Origin of the sequence: Budvicia aquatica DSM 5075 = ATCC 35567, assembly GCF_000427805.1 — a bacterium.
Classification (GTDB): Bacteria; Pseudomonadota; Gammaproteobacteria; order Enterobacterales; family Enterobacteriaceae; genus Budvicia; species Budvicia aquatica.
This window is the reverse complement of record NZ_ATYS01000040.1, coordinates 1-14,147: the sequence shown is the minus strand read 5'-3', so window position 1 is coordinate 14,147 and position 14,147 is coordinate 1. Positions and strand designations below refer to the sequence as shown.

The window sequence follows — 14,147 nt, the reverse complement described above, 5'->3', positions numbered from 1 at the left end:
AAAATATTTTAAATTTAACAAGAATACAATAAATTACATTAATATAAAGAAAGTTACACAGCAATAGATAGCAGGAAAATTATTACACCAGAATTAAAACCCACAAAATGATAACTCAATTAAATGACTATTTGAATATCACGGTAACTATAAACCAGATAATTAATACCATAATGAAGATATAATAAACACCCCGAACTACTCTCATTATATTTATATAAACAGAATATAAATCTATAGTAGTATACTGGGTGCAATATAGGAATCATCATAGATATCAGGGTATCTAAAAATTTAGCGGGTTAAAGAAGAGCTGAAGTGGTTGACTTGGATAAAATTATCATAAGAAAAAAAGATGGTAATCCCCCCTAAAAACCAATGTATTCATAAGTAGAATTTTCTCGTAATCTGAACTGAGGAGATCTCTATGAAAAAATCACGTTTTACCGATAGCCAAATTATCGCCATCCTTAAGCAAGCTGATGCTGGAACACCTGTTTCTGAACTGTGCCGCGAACATGGCATGAGCAACGCCAGCTTTTATTAGTGGCGTTCACGCTTTGGCGGCGTCTGGATATTGCCATCGCCATCGCCTTCACCGGACAGGCAAAAATGTTCAGGCTGTTAGTACCATTGATTGGAAACACTTACCGACAAATATGATGCTTTCCGCGGGGAATCCCCGTTCAGGTTATTTGATACTAAAATGTTGCAGCCCATCCAGTGATGGACTGCACTGTGGGCAATATCAGGCAAGCAGATTAGCCGGGTTGTCAATACAGAGCTTTTTAATCGTTTCCTGATCAACTCCGCGTGAGGCCAGATAGCTTAAGAAAACATTGGGGACAAAGCCCCATCCATTGCCACCATGTTTGGCCCACATTTGTTTTAAGAAAACGTCATGACTTAAAACTAACTGGCCTCCATAGCCTAGGTCTATAAGTTTGCTTACTGCATCTACCGTTTCCTGAATACCCGGTGCCACGCCTTCTTTAGGGAAAGTGATATCGAGGCCTATCATATCGAACTCCAGCCAGACGCCGCGATCCAGCATTCGGCGTTGATAGTCAAGATCCTTTCCTGATGGATCAGAATGAGCGAGAGATACCTTCTCCGGGGAGACGCCCATTTCACTAACCACAATGTTCAGAACTTCATCACCGCGTCTAAGCCAGCCCGGCATGTGGATATTAATAGATACTCCCGGATTGTTTTTTTGTGCGAGGGATGCAGCCCTAAGACTGTTTTTCTCTGCATCGGTAAATTCCGGAGATACGCCGATTTCGCCAATCATTCCTGCACGAATTCCGGTGTCTCCTATCCCATAGCTCAGTTCCATATCGATAATATTTGCGAGCGTATCGACTCCTTTATGTAGCCTTTGGCCTTCAAATTTTTCGAGGTATGGACCTGAAGAAGCGACGATATGTATACCGGTACGCTCGGCGACTTCACGAAGGGATAAAGGATCTCGACCGATTGATTCCGAGCCGGTCGCATCAACAATAGTTTTGCCACCCAGTTTCATGAAGCTTCTAATTTCTTCAACAACGTCTTCGATATCCTTTCTGCTCATATTATCAGCACAGCAGTAAGGATCATGCTTCAGTGCCCACTGGTTCTCAGCACTTACGTTTGAAGCGGCAATCTGCTTAGACCAAGGGTAAAACGGTTTATCTACGACAGAAGACAGATCATTAAAAAGGTGTTCGTGAGGTAAAGTAAGTCCCATATCCTCTTTCTTGACCGGACCAGTGACAGTCTGAATATAACCTTTCATGATTGAGCCTCCGATTCAGCCAGTCGTGCCGTCTTAAAATCAGGGATGGTCGTTACAATTGCTCCGAGAAGAGCAAAAACAGTCCCAACGAGGGTAACGAAATAAACGGTATTGCCCAGAGAAGGAATGAGTACATCAATCAGTACCGAGCCCAGCAACTGTCCGGCAGTTGATGCTACGCCAAGCATCAACAAACCCAATCCGCGTACAAGAATCGCCATTAGTCCAATGGACATCAGCCCCAGAGGCCCACCGAGATACATCCACCACGTATCGGGCAACTGGACGCTGACGTGGCCCAAAGAGATGCGGATAAGAAGGGCAATACCCAGAATGGTGAAACCGACGATAAAGTTCCAGGTGATAGAAACCAGCATTGAGCCTGTTGCTTCTGCTACTTTTGCATTCCCCGCAGGTTGCCACCCGGCAAGTAAACCGGCCATGAAGGGCAGAATAGCAAGAAGGATAAATGATGTAGAATGCCACTGTGGCGAAACGACAAAGATGGTTGCCACCACTGCAAAAATCGCGCCGATGACTCGGTAAGATGTGAAATATTTCTTCTCATCTACGCCAATTCCAAAACGGTCGCACAACAGTCCGGAAAGAATAAGTGCAGAAATTAATGCCGTTTGGAATGTTGCAACCCCCAGAGCACTGGCAGAAGCGCCTTCGGAAAATACAACCATGGCTCCGCACATGCCGGCAAACCAGTTTCTCAGCGGTATTTTTCGGTTTTTTATCAGTGAAGGGATAGACGCAAATTGCTGTCGGGTTTCCTTTTTAGCCATGATGATGAAAAACATGACAACAAGGCCACTGGCAAATGAAATGACTGCACAGGCATTGCCATCATTAAGCCAGTGCCCTAGTTCTCCGTTTACCGCGGACTGCATAGGTGAAAGTGTTCCGGCAAGAATCGTTGCCAGCATCAGTAATGGAACTGAGTATTTACTTTTATTCATATATCCATCCTGTAATAAATAGGTTCGAGTGGAATATCCCGAACCCGATTTTTTATTTTTTGATATTTTGATATTTTGATATTTTGATATATAGAAAAAATGTCGGTTTTTATTCTTTTGATATATAACGGAGAATATTTACCCACATGCTCGTATAATATTTCCAGTTCATAAATTCATGACTTCCCCAATGTGGTGAGCAGTCGCTCATAAAGCAGGCAGTTTTACCTTTTTCAAAGTTTCCGTAGACGAGAAGAGGGTCATCGTTAATAGTAAGTGCAACCGTTGTATTATCTTTAGGTTTAACTTGGTTATAACCAAGAAATATAGGCCAGTCAGTAAAGTGATTAACCGTTTCATGTTCTTTTTCGACAGGACAGGCATAAACACCTGCTGGTTTCTCAATGCGGTCATCTCCGTCGAGCATAATTACAGGGAGAACATCGGCGAGTATGGTGTTTTTATAATTAGCTTTTGCTTCAATACCCATAAAGGAAAGATAGCCGCCAATCATTAATAACCCCCCACCATTGCTAACATACTTCTTTATCATTTCTAACGCATCTGGCTTGATCTTTGACTGGTAGAAAGTGTCATTTTGCAAAAGAAAGGTGTTGCTTCCAATGTCGCTAATAACAATTACATCGTATTTATCAAGGTCTGCTTGGTCTTGCGGAAAGGATATTTGTACCTGATGTGCTGGCATATAATTAACAGATACTTCTGCTTCGCGCAGGCATTTCAGTAAATATGTTGCACCCTCTTCGTATTTGCTAGAAGTAAAACTGTCATACCCTTTCGAGTGGATCATGTGAATATGCCATGACTCACCAATAAAAAGAATGTTCAAAGGCTTGTTGACGGTGTTCATATTGTATTCCTTATTTTATCGCCGAAATAATCTGACGATATTGAGTTGTGTTAATGCGGTGTAGTACGGCTTTGTTATCGGGCATATCTGATGCATTTGATGTTTCTACTGCCAGTGAAGCAAATGCCGATGCGTAAATAAGGGCATTTTCGAGTGAACGCCCTCTGGCCAGTTCTGAGGCGAAAGCTCCATTAAAGGCGTCGCCTGCACCCGCAGTATTTCTGACAACTGCCGGGAAAATAGGGGAAAATATGAATTTCCTACCATCGAATGCTACTGAACCTTTATTCCCAAGGGTGATTACAATATTTTTGACTCCTTGGTTATAAATAAACTTGGCGGCTTCCATCGCGGAGTCAGTATCCGTTACATTAATACCAGTTAGCAGACCCGCTTCTGTTTCATTAGGCGTTATATAGTCCAATCCATTGAGGAACTGACTTATGCATTCATTGTAAGGTGCTGGGTTAATAATAACGGGCACATTATTTTCATGAGCTATATGTATTATCTTTTTTAATGCATCTATATTGGTTTCAAGCTGCAAAAGAATAATATCTGAATTAACAATAGCATCCTTTTGAAATAATACTTCATCATCAGTGATAGTCATATTCGCACCGGAGAATATCGCTATCATATTTTCTCCGCTAATTTCGTCAACATAAATTGTGGCCGTTCCTGTCTGTACATCTTCTGATTTATATATAACAGGGCTTTTAATTAATGATGCATTTATAAAAGAGCTCGCATATTCACTAAAATGGTCAGAGCCTATTTTTGTTATGAAATGTACATTTGAATCCGCGTAGCTAGCAGCCAGTGCCTGATTACATCCTTTTCCGCCAGGGGAAAATAATAACTTGTCAGAAAGTAAAGATTCACCTGCCTTAGGAAGTCGTGGTAGATAACTAATAATATCGACATTAAATGAACCGAGTACACACACATTGCTTTTCATTACAGGGGGGCCTCTTTTTACCACGCCATATGAGTTTCCCGATTCAAGAGCGTGAATAATTTCATTTCTGGTGATGCAATCAAGGGAATCAATATCTATGTAAGCACCACCATGACAACGGGTTAGCAAGCCTTTGCTTGAAAGTTCATTAAGATCGGACCTGACAGTTTCTTTTGTCACATTTAGATAATCAGCAAGAACTGAAACCCGAACAAAGCCTTCCGTACTGATTAATTTTATAATTATATGATGGCGTTCTGTTTTCATACGTCACCTCACGGGTTACAAATGTAATGTTTCTATTTTCTTGGCGGTGTGATAGTTGCCATAAACTTATCTATAAAACCAAAAAAAAACAAAAATTCTCCGAGAAGAAATAGTGGTGTTTATATTTGTAGATATAGTTAATACCGAAATTTTTTAGGTGTTATTACATTTTGACAATATATTCTACGGGCGGCAGGGCAATTTTAAGCTGTGATTGGCCAGAATAGTCTCTGGCTTGATAGGTACTTTTTTGCCTCAGAATAGAGGACTAATGAAGGTGTGTTTATGCCAGCCAGAATATTTACTGAAGTATGTTACTCAGAACCCCGACTGGCATTGATTCTTTGGTCGCTTTTAATTGTATGGCCTAATGATTACTTATCAGGTTTAAAAAGTGTCAAATCTGAAATTAAGTTATCTATAACTGCTTTAACCTCGCGCACTGTCAGTTGCTGATGTGAATTAGAGCGGAGAGGCGCTTAGCTCAAGCAACATTAACAGGTCGCGATTGTCCGGTCCGTTCCTGTTTGATAAATATACTTGGCCTGAAAGGTTTTCTCACAGCCGGTACAGCGGTAACGCTGAATATTGGAACGGGCAAAACCGTGCTTTCTGACGCGAGCTTTCTCAGCACAAAACGGACAGCCTGGCTTCCGCTTATCGTGACTTCTATTTGTCATAATCATGGTCCTTGTTATCCTTTCTCTGCGGTTATTTTATTGAATTCATTCGTTCGCCACCCGGCAGTATTGGCTTGGCAATGAAGCGCAAGATGAGATCGATGGCAGTTGACGTCACAGCGCGCACGCTGCACACTGACTAACTACTCATTCTCCTCAACCCGAACCTTTTCGAGCTTATGCCGGTCTTGTTCTCCCGCGCCCTGCTTGAGTCTGCCTTCACCGGCCTCTGTCACTCCCGCCGCGACTTTCCGGCCAACGCCGATATCTGGCACCTGGGTTTTCACTGGAAGCATGAAAAAGAGCGACTGTACCGCCAGGTCAATGCCGGGCAATATCGGTTCTCACCGCTTCAGTTAATCCCTACGCGTGATAACGGGCACCGGGTACTCTGGTCTTCACCGGATGCACTGATACTCAAATGCCTGACCCGGATATTAACCGACATGCTGCCGGTTCATCCCCTCTACTGCTGAAGTTGGTCTGGCAATTTCTGCACTACAGAGTCGAAGACGGAGGCACCTTTCATACTCCCAAGCGGGGGATTGCCCGCAGTTCGTCACTCAGTCCCTTGCTGGCGGCCTTTCATCTGTATGAGGTCGATGCACACTTTGCCCACCAACCCCATCTGTATTACGCCCGCTATATGGACGACTTTTTTATCGTTGCCAAAACTCGCTGGCAGTTGCGTAAAGCGGTGCGGGACCTTAATCGCTATTTTGCCGCTTATGGTTTTACCCAACATCCGGATAAAACCTTTATTGGTCCCACCCACAAAGGGACTGATTGGATGGGATACTGGCTAACTGACCAAGGTTGCCAATCGGTGTCGCCTCGAACACTGTGCAATCATCTGACCAAGCTTTACCGGCTTTATGAGCAAACCCTACATCTGCCCGCTAAGGTTCAGGCAGCGCGGGTGGTGGCGTCAGTGGCTGCTGGCCGGTCCACTGTGCCAACGACTCGTGCTGCGTTCCATTTATTGGGCCCAGCTAGACAAATGCAATAAAATCAAAAAATTAATGCGTTCTTCACTGTTTGATTCACAGCCTTTTCATGCACGCGAAATACTGCCGATCGCTGGCCACATTCTCAGCTGGTTTCTGGCGCAAATACGCATCATTCGAGGTCATTTCTATTGTTGTGTACGGCTGCCCCTCGGCCCAATTCGCCTCAGCCACGTGGTATTGCCCATCCCGACGTACCCACCACGAGACCTGGGGGACCCCCCACTCGCTGAGCAACTTCCCATTGGGCTCCCTTTCCATCAACCTACTACCGTCTCCCGGAACTGCATTCCCCCAATCCTCCACGCTTGTAAGCGACCACCCCTCCCCTAACATCTCGCACTGTGCCGGCGCGATCGCTCTCACTAACCTGTAACGCCCCGGTTTAAACCAGTACTCCAATGAGAACTCAAATGTTTGAGTTCTACCCGCGCGTGTGATGGTAATAGTCACCGCCTTCGAGTTAGCAGTCGGCATTTTATTAAAGGACACGACGCCTGTCGAAGAAACCGAGGTCCATTCGGGCTGATTAGTGGTATAGACGTAATTACTATTGTCCCTGCTATCGGTGCCGTTCATCAAAAACACGAAAGACCCATCCTCAAATCCCGATTTGGGGAATCCAGAGTCTCCCGCAAACACTGCACCACCGGCCCTGACGCTTGGCGGAACCGGCGGCTTCCTTACCACCACTTGATAATCGGGTGTGGTCAAGGTCTGGGTACCAGTATTGGGCAGGCCGGAGACCGACGTTACGTTTATCGACACGTTGGCACTAACCGTCAGCACCGTGCCGTCAGTAAAATGAGTATTTAACGGCTGACTCAACTGGGCGGGGGTTAACAGGGTGGAGCCCTGTTTCCACGCCCAGGCCACCCCCGGCGGGCTGGACAGCGTGAACCCAGTCTCTAACGCGGCATCCCCGTCGGCATCCAAATACGTCAACGACGGCTCCAGCGGCGCCAAACTGAAGTCGGCCGGTTTCGCCGTCCACAGCACCGCCGCATTGTTGGTAACTTCAGTGACGCCGTCAGGCATCAAGATAACCGGGGTACCGGTGACATCCGGTGCTCGTCCGTGTATCCGCCCGTTAGTCGACGGACTCATATTGGCCATCGACGACAGCGTGGTTAACCCTAACGCCAGCGCCAATATCAGCCCGTTAAGCCGAAGGTTTCCGGGGATAAAGCACCCTGACCGCATCGGTATTTTGTTCATTGCTCGGCGTCCTTTCTTTGTATTTTTCTATCAATAAACTCAGTAAAAAACCTCATCGATACCGGGGCGCTCAGGTCGTGCTCATCTCATCCTAAGCCTCTTGTACCGGTAACCGACCCTGCCTGAGCCCCCGCAGTCGGCAGGGGTTCAGGCAGAGCGGGTCATTTGTCTTGCCCATGGTGTCGGCATTATCGTCTTACGCCGCCGTCAATCGGGGGATAAATACGGGCAGTGTGCCTGCCCGTGTGGGTAATAAGGCCATCAGATACCCTGTCTGACGGCCGACACCGTCGGGAATTAGTTGTAATCCACCGCCAGGTTGAAGCCCTGTGCACCGTCCGCTGAAGCGGTCAGAGGTGTACCGTTAGGCGCACTGTTCACCGGCACCGTGAAGTTTGCATCGGACACGCTGGTAACAAAGCCGGTAGCCGGTGCCGTCACGCCGTCGGTGGCACTGGTGCCCACTAAACGCCAGTTATAGGTCACCGTACTGGTCAGGTCGGTGGTGTGACTGGTGTCATCCCACAACTTAAACACGTACGCACTGCCCACATCCAGCTTGGTCGACGTACCAATCAGGTTGTTGGTAAACGTCGTATCGCTGCTCAGATAGATACCCGGTACCAGGTTTCCGCCCGGAACGATTGGGCCCGGAGGTGTAGTGGTACCGCCACCACCAATAGAGGTATCAGCCACGGTAATGGTCTGGCCTTGGATAGGGTCACCGGATGCAGAAAACTCCTGCATCACCACTTTAATGGCGCTGGCACCGATGGCCACTGCCGGAATGGTTAATACGCTGGTACCGGTGCCGCCTGCTGAACTGGCAGGGGTGTTAACAATGTTGGCCGCTGGTATGGCGACATCACCACCGGTCGTGACGTAATACCACAACGCATGGGTACGGCTGGCTGAATCATCCAGATCGCCGTCCGCATCGTTATACAAATACGTCAGGGTGATGGTGTCACCCGTCGCTAAAGCGGAGCCCGCTGCATTGCTGGTAAAGTCCAGTGATTGCGGTGTTGTCGGATTAGACGGCGCACTCAATACCGGGGCATTACCCTGAATGCTGCCGGTCGGGCTGGTTAATACCGCATAGGCACTGCTCATGGTGTAACCGGTCAGCACTAACGCCAGTGCCAGCCTTTTTAATCTAAATACGCTTTTCTTTTGCATCGTTATTTTCCTTAGTGGGTCAATCATTCAAATATGACAAAGAGATACTGCCTGGATTTCGGCTGATTTAATTAAACGACACCTGCAGGCTAAAGCCCTGATCGCCCGGGGTGGCCCCGGAACTTGAGGCACCGTTAACCGACACCGTATAGGCGGCACTGGTCGCCCCCGGTATCGCATGGTTACTCAGAGTCACCGGCGTACTGGTGCCACTGGCGGTGGTATTAGTGCCGGTAAGCTGCCACTGAATACTGCTCAGGGTGGTGGTGACGTCAGCGTCGCCGGCATCCCACACGCCGTTGCCGTTGGTGTCATTCCACGCCCGGAACACATAGGTTTTGCCTACCTGCGGCTTGAGGCCCGGGGTACGGGAATAGTCGGTGGCGCCGCTGCCGGCTGACGGGTTATCCGACTGCAGGAAAATCCCGCCGGCGATATTGGTACCCGGCAATACTGGCCCCGGCGGCGTCACGCTACCACCGCCTCCCCCGCCGCCCGGCGCAGTATTCAGGCTGGTATCGGTGACGTTAATGGTCAGTCCGCTAAGCGGGTCACCGGTGGCGGACAGTTCCTGCAAGGTCACCTTAATAGCTAGAGCCCCCAGCGCGGCGGCCGGAATGGTGATAGTGGACGTCCCCTGGCCGCCGGAGGCCGCCGCCGGGGCATGGGTAGCACTGATAGGCTGGTCAGTCCCGCCGCCTGCCGGGGTATATGACCAACTGATGCTGGTATGGGAGTTATCCGCATCCCCCTCCGCATCCTGATAGGTGTAGGTCATCACCAGGGTGTCACCGGTCGATAACTGCCCTGGGGTGGAATAGGTACCGCTAAAATCCACCGCCTGCGGCGTATTGTTAGACGGCGCACTCAGCACTGGCGCAGTGCCCTGTACCGTGGCGGTAGCCGCCGTACTGGCAGCCAGCGCCGACCCTGCTGACCCGATGCTTAACATCAGGGCCAGTGCAAGGTGTGATAGCTTAAAATGTCGTTTTATCATATGTTGTTCGCTCTACTTAAGTCCGTTTATCACCGCCACCCGGGTGCTGTATCTAATCGTATTCATCCCCGACAGCATGGCCCCTCCATCGAAGAAGCCCATGCTGTCGCGCTACCCCGTTCGCTTAGTAATTCGCCATCAAACCAAAGCCCTGGTCCCCGCACGGCACGCCGCTGTTGCTGGTCGTATTGGTGCGCGGTGTAAACTGATAACCGGTGACCCCGGTGTCATGGTTATTGAGCGTAATGGCACAGCCCGCGCTGTTGGTTCCGTTGAGCGCCCAGCGCACCGTGGTCGGCTCAATGGTGGTGGTAATGTCCACATTGGCGGCATCAAAGAACTTCACGCTGTAGGTCACCCCCACTTGCGGATGGGCACCGCTGGTGAGAATATCCTCACCGGCCGGATTCTGAATTTCTGCCCGGTCCACCGCACCATTCGACACCGTACTGGTAAAGGTCACGGGTTGGGGGTTACTCATGCCGTACACACCCAAATCAGCACGCACAATAAAGGTGCCATCCTGCGTACTGACCAGCTCATGGACGTAGTAGTTAACTCCGTTACGCACATCGACCTGCGTCAGCACCTCTTGCGGACAGGGTTGTGCAATACCGGACGGGTCAAGCGGGCAACTGCCGCCTGCCGGCACTACCGGTATCACCGCACCAGAGACCGCATCGGTGACGTGCCACACCGGTGTCACATTCACATCATTAATCGACTGGCCTAAGTGGTCTTCCAGATGGGCCACCAGTTTCACCCCGTCAGCGGACAATCCGGAGGCGGGCATGGTGCCACCGCTCTCCAACATTAATCGGCCCTGACGCTGATGGCCGACCATAATGTCCACCGGGTTGGAGGTGGCTTCACGGCCTTTCTCATCCCTTAGCGTAACGGACAGCTGATAGCGGTTAGTGTCTCCCGGGGCGGAGCCCCAGGCCGGCAGGGTAATCTGCCAGCCCTGCGGATTGAGCGCACCGGCGGTCGGGATGATTGACAGAGGGACCACATCCCCGTTCCAGGTCACCTGAGTAATGGCGTATTTGTTTTTAACCAGCGGCTGCATCAGGTAGGTATCCCCTTCCAACAGGGGAGCCGGTACTGCAGCTAAGTCCACTTCCAGCAGCCCGGTCTTCTCTTTGTATTCGAGGACAATGTCATAGTTACGATCAACCAAATCGTAACGGCTGCCGCGCAGGGTGCGCATAGCGTTGACATTCTCCGGGTCCAGCTGTTTGCCTAGCGCAGTCCCGAGTTGGTAATTCAGCTGCAGGTCAACCTGCGCCTCTTTATTGCCTTGCTGCCCCTGTTTATGGCTGGCCTTCAGGGTGACTAACGGCACCGGGGTATAATCCACCCCCAGCGTGACGGCGTGCGGGTCAGACTGCAGATTGTCTTTCCCAAACAGCGCCACTTCGTTACCGAAGTACTGTTCATACACCGCCGAGGTCCCCAGATGCGGATACACCGGCAGATAGCCCTGAAACCGGACATCAAAGCCTTTGGCCGGGCGTTCGAGATAATCCTCAAAGTCACGAGAGTCTTTCCAGCGGCTGAGCGGGTGATAATAGTTGGTGGCCAGCTTGGTGTAGTCGGCCCATAGTTCTAAGCCTAACCCCAGACGGGTGTGGTTACGGCTGATATCCTGATCGATAAAGGTGTTATACCCGGCCAGATAATTTTCCTGGTCCCAGCGGATACCGGCACCGATATTACCGATGGTGCGGCCATCCTGGTCATGGACCCCCACCTGAGAGAACGCCACCAGACTGTCATTTTCATACCACGGGGTGAAGAGCAAGGCACTACTTTTACTAAAGTCGCCGTTATCATCGACAGAGAGGTTAACCTGAGCCTTACCGAATTTGCCTAATAAGTCCTGAGCCTGTTGCTGAACCGGGGTCATTACCTGGGATTTAGCCTGACCGGTGGCCCAGTTTTCGGCCTGATTTTTTGCCCGGTCACCGGTCATAGTGTTCCAGTCCTGACCGCCTAGTGACTGAGCAGCAGCGGCGACTTTCATTTCGGCTTCAGAGGGGGTGTCTTTTGCAATCGGGTCATTGCCCATGCCCAGTTCAGGCAGGTTATTGATATACCGGTTATCTTTATCGGTCACCGGTAATAATGGAGAATCAGCGGGCAATAATAAGCCTTCACCCGCTTTTAATCCGTTACGGCGGTCCAGACCGCCTTTATTCAAAACGCGTAATTCAGCAACTGTCATACCGTTTTGCAAGGCGAGTTGATACAGGCTACTATCAACCGGAACAACATAAAAACGAGTTACAGAGGTAGGAGTTGCAAGCGTTCCGGGCCCATTGTTTTCAGCCGCTATCACACTGTAATTATTTATCAGCAGCATTGTGATAAGTGTAAACCGCCTTGCCTTCTTCATTTAGCTACATTTCCTTTGCGCAAAATACGCTATCCTAATTTTTTTCTGATATAAAAAAACCAACGGCCCCAAACCCGAAATATCAGCTCATCACCGTATAGATCGCGCCCATATTTAAACTGTGGCTTATAAATTAAATTTCATTTATCGCTTTCAATCACCAAGGTGTTAGCGAAATTAAAATAGCTATCAAACGACATCGACAAATTTCAATGAGCATAGAATACCAACAACAATTAAACCAGAATATACGATCGCAGTAATTGCTTGTTAATAGTTTATTAATTCGGTAAATGTCAATATATAGATTTAAAATCTGATAAATAAAAAATTAGCAACAGAGAATAAGTGTCAGGCTAACAAATGAAGGTCACTAAATATGAAGGGGCGTTTAATAAAGAAAGGAAAAGTATATTTGGCTATATATATTGCAGGCTTAGATCATAAAATATTCTATATATAAGTTTTCAAATCGCCCAAACAGTGCATGAAGTCTTTGATAATAATCTTGCATAATAGCTCTATTCGGGGGATCGGTGTTATCCCACTAAACGCTGATAAAAAGAATGTTCCAGCCCCCACCACGATTAGCGCCGTCATTGATAAAGTGACTCCTGAGCGAAAACAATGACAACAGCGCCCATTGGAGGCAGTTTATCCTTACGTCTGGCTGGATACGTTGACAAGTTTCCCGAGGGAATAAAACAATATTTAAATTTGCCCATTGTAAACAATGGACAAAAAAGAGAGGTGGCGCCTGCATCTTACCCCCTTACGAAAAAACACAGTTTAGCGGGGCTGATAAAAAGCAGTAGAGAAAAGAGAAGGCGAATAAAATGAAGAAAAATGAATGTCTGAGCGGATTTTAGGCAAAAAAATAGACGCCGATTGACGTCTATTGATTTGAATTTGGTACGAGGACGGGACTTGAATACTTAATCTATCACATTGAAATATAAAACCATGACAGAAGACAATATTGAAATGTACCCTTATTTGTACCCTCAAACACAATTACTGCATATCTTATCTAACAGCAGTATACATTTAGCAACCAAGTATAAATGATAATATGGAGTCTCAATTACATTATGATACCTACAACATTAGATGAAATCAAAACCTCGCCTAACGAGATAGAAAATTAAAGCTGCAAATTAGACATCATCTGTCCCAATCACAAACAAATACGATAATGGTTGCATCGCTGCCATATTTAAAGAGATATGCGTTCGGCACCATTCAGTAAAAGCAGGCTTATCAAAATCGAGCTGGTGATCACGGATAAACTCCAGGTCCAGTATCACATACTCCGCATTCGCTGAACTTTCGGTTGTCGGGTAGAAAATACCTTCGCTACCCAACGTGGTTAAATCCTTAAACGCCGATCCAGTCACTCGGACGGTGTGGATCAAATCAACATTCTCCAGTGACTTCAGTGACAGTAAACGGGCAATCAGATTCATGGTTTTATTCCTGTAGATATTTCATTGGGAAGCGATATCACTATTGCCAGCTCTGCCTGCAACCAGTCGGCGACACGTTGCCATTCCGTACCACTGACATCAGACGTGATTTTCCAGACATTTGGGCAAGTGTGATGGGCCAGCAGTAATACGGCCATGACCATAAATCGGTAGGGATGACCGTGGGTATGACAATATCCCCGATCGTAGGGATGTCGATGTTGGTTCAAGATAAAGGTATCGCCGCTGAGTTGATGGTGATGCTCCCCGTTAAACACGATAACGCTTAGCCCTATCAGACTGTCATCGTAGCGCAGTGGCGTGATACCGGCACCGTTGCAGATAACGGGTGGTGGCT

The 14,147-nt window shown here is 48.0% G+C and carries 13 protein-coding genes and 2 pseudogenes; 4 read left to right on the top strand and 11 right to left on the bottom strand.

The genetic code is table 11. The annotated features are described in order from the left end of the window. Nucleotides 1–427: 427 nt before the first annotated feature. Nucleotides 428–544, top strand: a pseudogene (locus YWE_RS27460) (transposase); the annotation flags it as partial. A 204-nt stretch (nucleotides 545–748) separates the two neighbouring features. On the opposite strand, the gene YWE_RS0115070 reads toward YWE_RS27460, so the two are convergent. The 5 genes from YWE_RS0115070 to YWE_RS29055 form a co-directional block, all read right to left on the bottom strand. Then, complete coding sequence (locus YWE_RS0115070; protein WP_029095291.1) at nucleotides 749–1,780, bottom strand: phosphotriesterase family protein; 1,032 nt, start codon at nucleotides 1,778–1,780, stop codon at nucleotides 749–751. Continuing rightward, complete coding sequence (locus YWE_RS0115065; protein WP_029095290.1) at nucleotides 1,777–2,745, bottom strand: DMT family transporter; 969 nt, start codon at nucleotides 2,743–2,745, stop codon at nucleotides 1,777–1,779. Before YWE_RS0115065 ends, YWE_RS0115070 begins: the two co-directional genes overlap by 4 nt. Nucleotides 2,746–2,854: 109 nt before the next feature. Further along, on the bottom strand, nucleotides 2,855–3,616 hold the full coding sequence (locus tag YWE_RS0115060) for a glutamine amidotransferase (protein WP_029095289.1): 762 nt from the start codon (nucleotides 3,614–3,616) through the stop codon (nucleotides 2,855–2,857). 10 nt (nucleotides 3,617–3,626) lie between these two features. Further along, entirely contained in the window at nucleotides 3,627–4,844 is a 1,218-nt protein-coding gene (locus YWE_RS0115055) for a PfkB family carbohydrate kinase (RefSeq protein ID WP_029095288.1), read from the bottom strand. 494 nt (nucleotides 4,845–5,338) lie between these two features. Next, nucleotides 5,339–5,524: an IS1 family transposase gene (locus tag YWE_RS29055; RefSeq protein WP_127526421.1), complete on the bottom strand. Its 186-nt coding sequence runs from the start codon at nucleotides 5,522–5,524 to the stop codon at nucleotides 5,339–5,341. Nucleotides 5,525–5,703: 179 nt separating this feature from the next. Between YWE_RS29055 and YWE_RS30470 the strand changes: the two genes are divergently transcribed. Together YWE_RS30470 and YWE_RS27445 are read left to right on the top strand one after the other, a co-directional pair. Next, nucleotides 5,704–6,000, top strand: coding sequence for a hypothetical protein (locus YWE_RS30470; protein WP_127526420.1), 297 nt, complete (start codon nucleotides 5,704–5,706; stop codon nucleotides 5,998–6,000). Next, the gene (locus tag YWE_RS27445; protein ID WP_051323364.1) at nucleotides 5,946–6,533 is read left to right on the top strand and encodes an RNA-directed DNA polymerase; all 588 of its coding nucleotides are present in this window, start codon (nucleotides 5,946–5,948) and stop codon (nucleotides 6,531–6,533) included. Before YWE_RS30470 ends, YWE_RS27445 begins: the two co-directional genes overlap by 55 nt. Nucleotides 6,534–6,567: 34 nt before the next feature. Here YWE_RS27445 and YWE_RS31965 read toward each other — a convergent pair whose 3' ends face one another. After that, nucleotides 6,568–7,221 carry a hypothetical protein gene (locus YWE_RS31965; RefSeq protein ID WP_428829271.1) on the bottom strand — a complete coding sequence of 218 codons (654 nt, stop codon included), beginning with the start codon at nucleotides 7,219–7,221 and terminating at the stop codon, nucleotides 6,568–6,570. A gap of 205 nt (nucleotides 7,222–7,426) precedes the next feature. Here YWE_RS31965 and YWE_RS31220 point away from each other — a divergent pair, with 205 nt between their 5' ends. Beyond that, nucleotides 7,427–7,786 carry a hypothetical protein gene (locus YWE_RS31220; protein WP_211231018.1) on the top strand — a complete coding sequence of 120 codons (360 nt, stop codon included), beginning with the start codon at nucleotides 7,427–7,429 and terminating at the stop codon, nucleotides 7,784–7,786. 260 nt (nucleotides 7,787–8,046) lie between these two features. Here YWE_RS31220 and YWE_RS0115035 read toward each other — a convergent pair whose 3' ends face one another. From YWE_RS0115035 to YWE_RS30955, 5 genes and pseudogenes are all read right to left on the bottom strand, one after another. Beyond that, nucleotides 8,047–8,928 carry a SinI family autotransporter-associated protein gene (locus tag YWE_RS0115035; protein ID WP_029095286.1) on the bottom strand — a complete coding sequence of 294 codons (882 nt, stop codon included), beginning with the start codon at nucleotides 8,926–8,928 and terminating at the stop codon, nucleotides 8,047–8,049. A 67-nt stretch (nucleotides 8,929–8,995) separates the two neighbouring features. Then, nucleotides 8,996–9,925, bottom strand: coding sequence for a SinI family autotransporter-associated protein (locus tag YWE_RS0115030; protein WP_036016227.1), 930 nt, complete (start codon nucleotides 9,923–9,925; stop codon nucleotides 8,996–8,998). Between the two features lie 124 nt (nucleotides 9,926–10,049). Further along, the gene (locus YWE_RS0115025; RefSeq protein WP_029095284.1) at nucleotides 10,050–12,323 is read right to left on the bottom strand and encodes an inverse autotransporter beta domain-containing protein; all 2,274 of its coding nucleotides are present in this window, start codon (nucleotides 12,321–12,323) and stop codon (nucleotides 10,050–10,052) included. 1,157 nt (nucleotides 12,324–13,480) lie between these two features. Beyond that, nucleotides 13,481–13,789 (bottom strand): hypothetical protein, encoded by a 309-nt coding sequence (locus tag YWE_RS0115010; RefSeq protein ID WP_029095282.1) that lies wholly within the window; start codon nucleotides 13,787–13,789, stop codon nucleotides 13,481–13,483. Further along, nucleotides 13,786–14,147 (bottom strand): annotated as a pseudogene (locus tag YWE_RS30955) (hypothetical protein); the annotation flags it as partial. The gene YWE_RS0115010 and the pseudogene YWE_RS30955, both read right to left, overlap by 4 nt.

Excerpts from the sequence above, each read along its gene's own strand:
- YWE_RS0115030 (WP_036016227.1), bottom strand. The coding sequence starts at position 9,925 with ATGATAAAACGACATTTTAAGCTATCACACCTTGCACTGGCCCTGATG.
- YWE_RS0115055 (WP_029095288.1), bottom strand. The coding sequence starts at position 4,844 with ATGAAAACAGAACGCCATCATATAATTATAAAATTAATCAGTACGGAA.
- YWE_RS0115070 (WP_029095291.1), bottom strand. The coding sequence starts at position 1,780 with ATGAAAGGTTATATTCAGACTGTCACTGGTCCGGTCAAGAAAGAGGAT.
- YWE_RS0115035 (WP_029095286.1), bottom strand. The coding sequence starts at position 8,928 with ATGCAAAAGAAAAGCGTATTTAGATTAAAAAGGCTGGCACTGGCGTTA.
- YWE_RS30470 (WP_127526420.1), top strand. The coding sequence starts at position 5,704 with ATGCCGGTCTTGTTCTCCCGCGCCCTGCTTGAGTCTGCCTTCACCGGC.
- YWE_RS0115065 (WP_029095290.1), bottom strand. The coding sequence starts at position 2,745 with ATGAATAAAAGTAAATACTCAGTTCCATTACTGATGCTGGCAACGATT.
- YWE_RS0115025 (WP_029095284.1), bottom strand. The coding sequence starts at position 12,323 with ATGAAGAAGGCAAGGCGGTTTACACTTATCACAATGCTGCTGATAAAT.
- YWE_RS0115010 (WP_029095282.1), bottom strand. The coding sequence starts at position 13,789 with ATGAATCTGATTGCCCGTTTACTGTCACTGAAGTCACTGGAGAATGTT.
- YWE_RS27445 (WP_051323364.1), top strand. The coding sequence starts at position 5,946 with ATGCCTGACCCGGATATTAACCGACATGCTGCCGGTTCATCCCCTCTA.
- YWE_RS29055 (WP_127526421.1), bottom strand. The coding sequence starts at position 5,524 with ATGACAAATAGAAGTCACGATAAGCGGAAGCCAGGCTGTCCGTTTTGT.
- YWE_RS0115060 (WP_029095289.1), bottom strand. The coding sequence starts at position 3,616 with ATGAACACCGTCAACAAGCCTTTGAACATTCTTTTTATTGGTGAGTCA.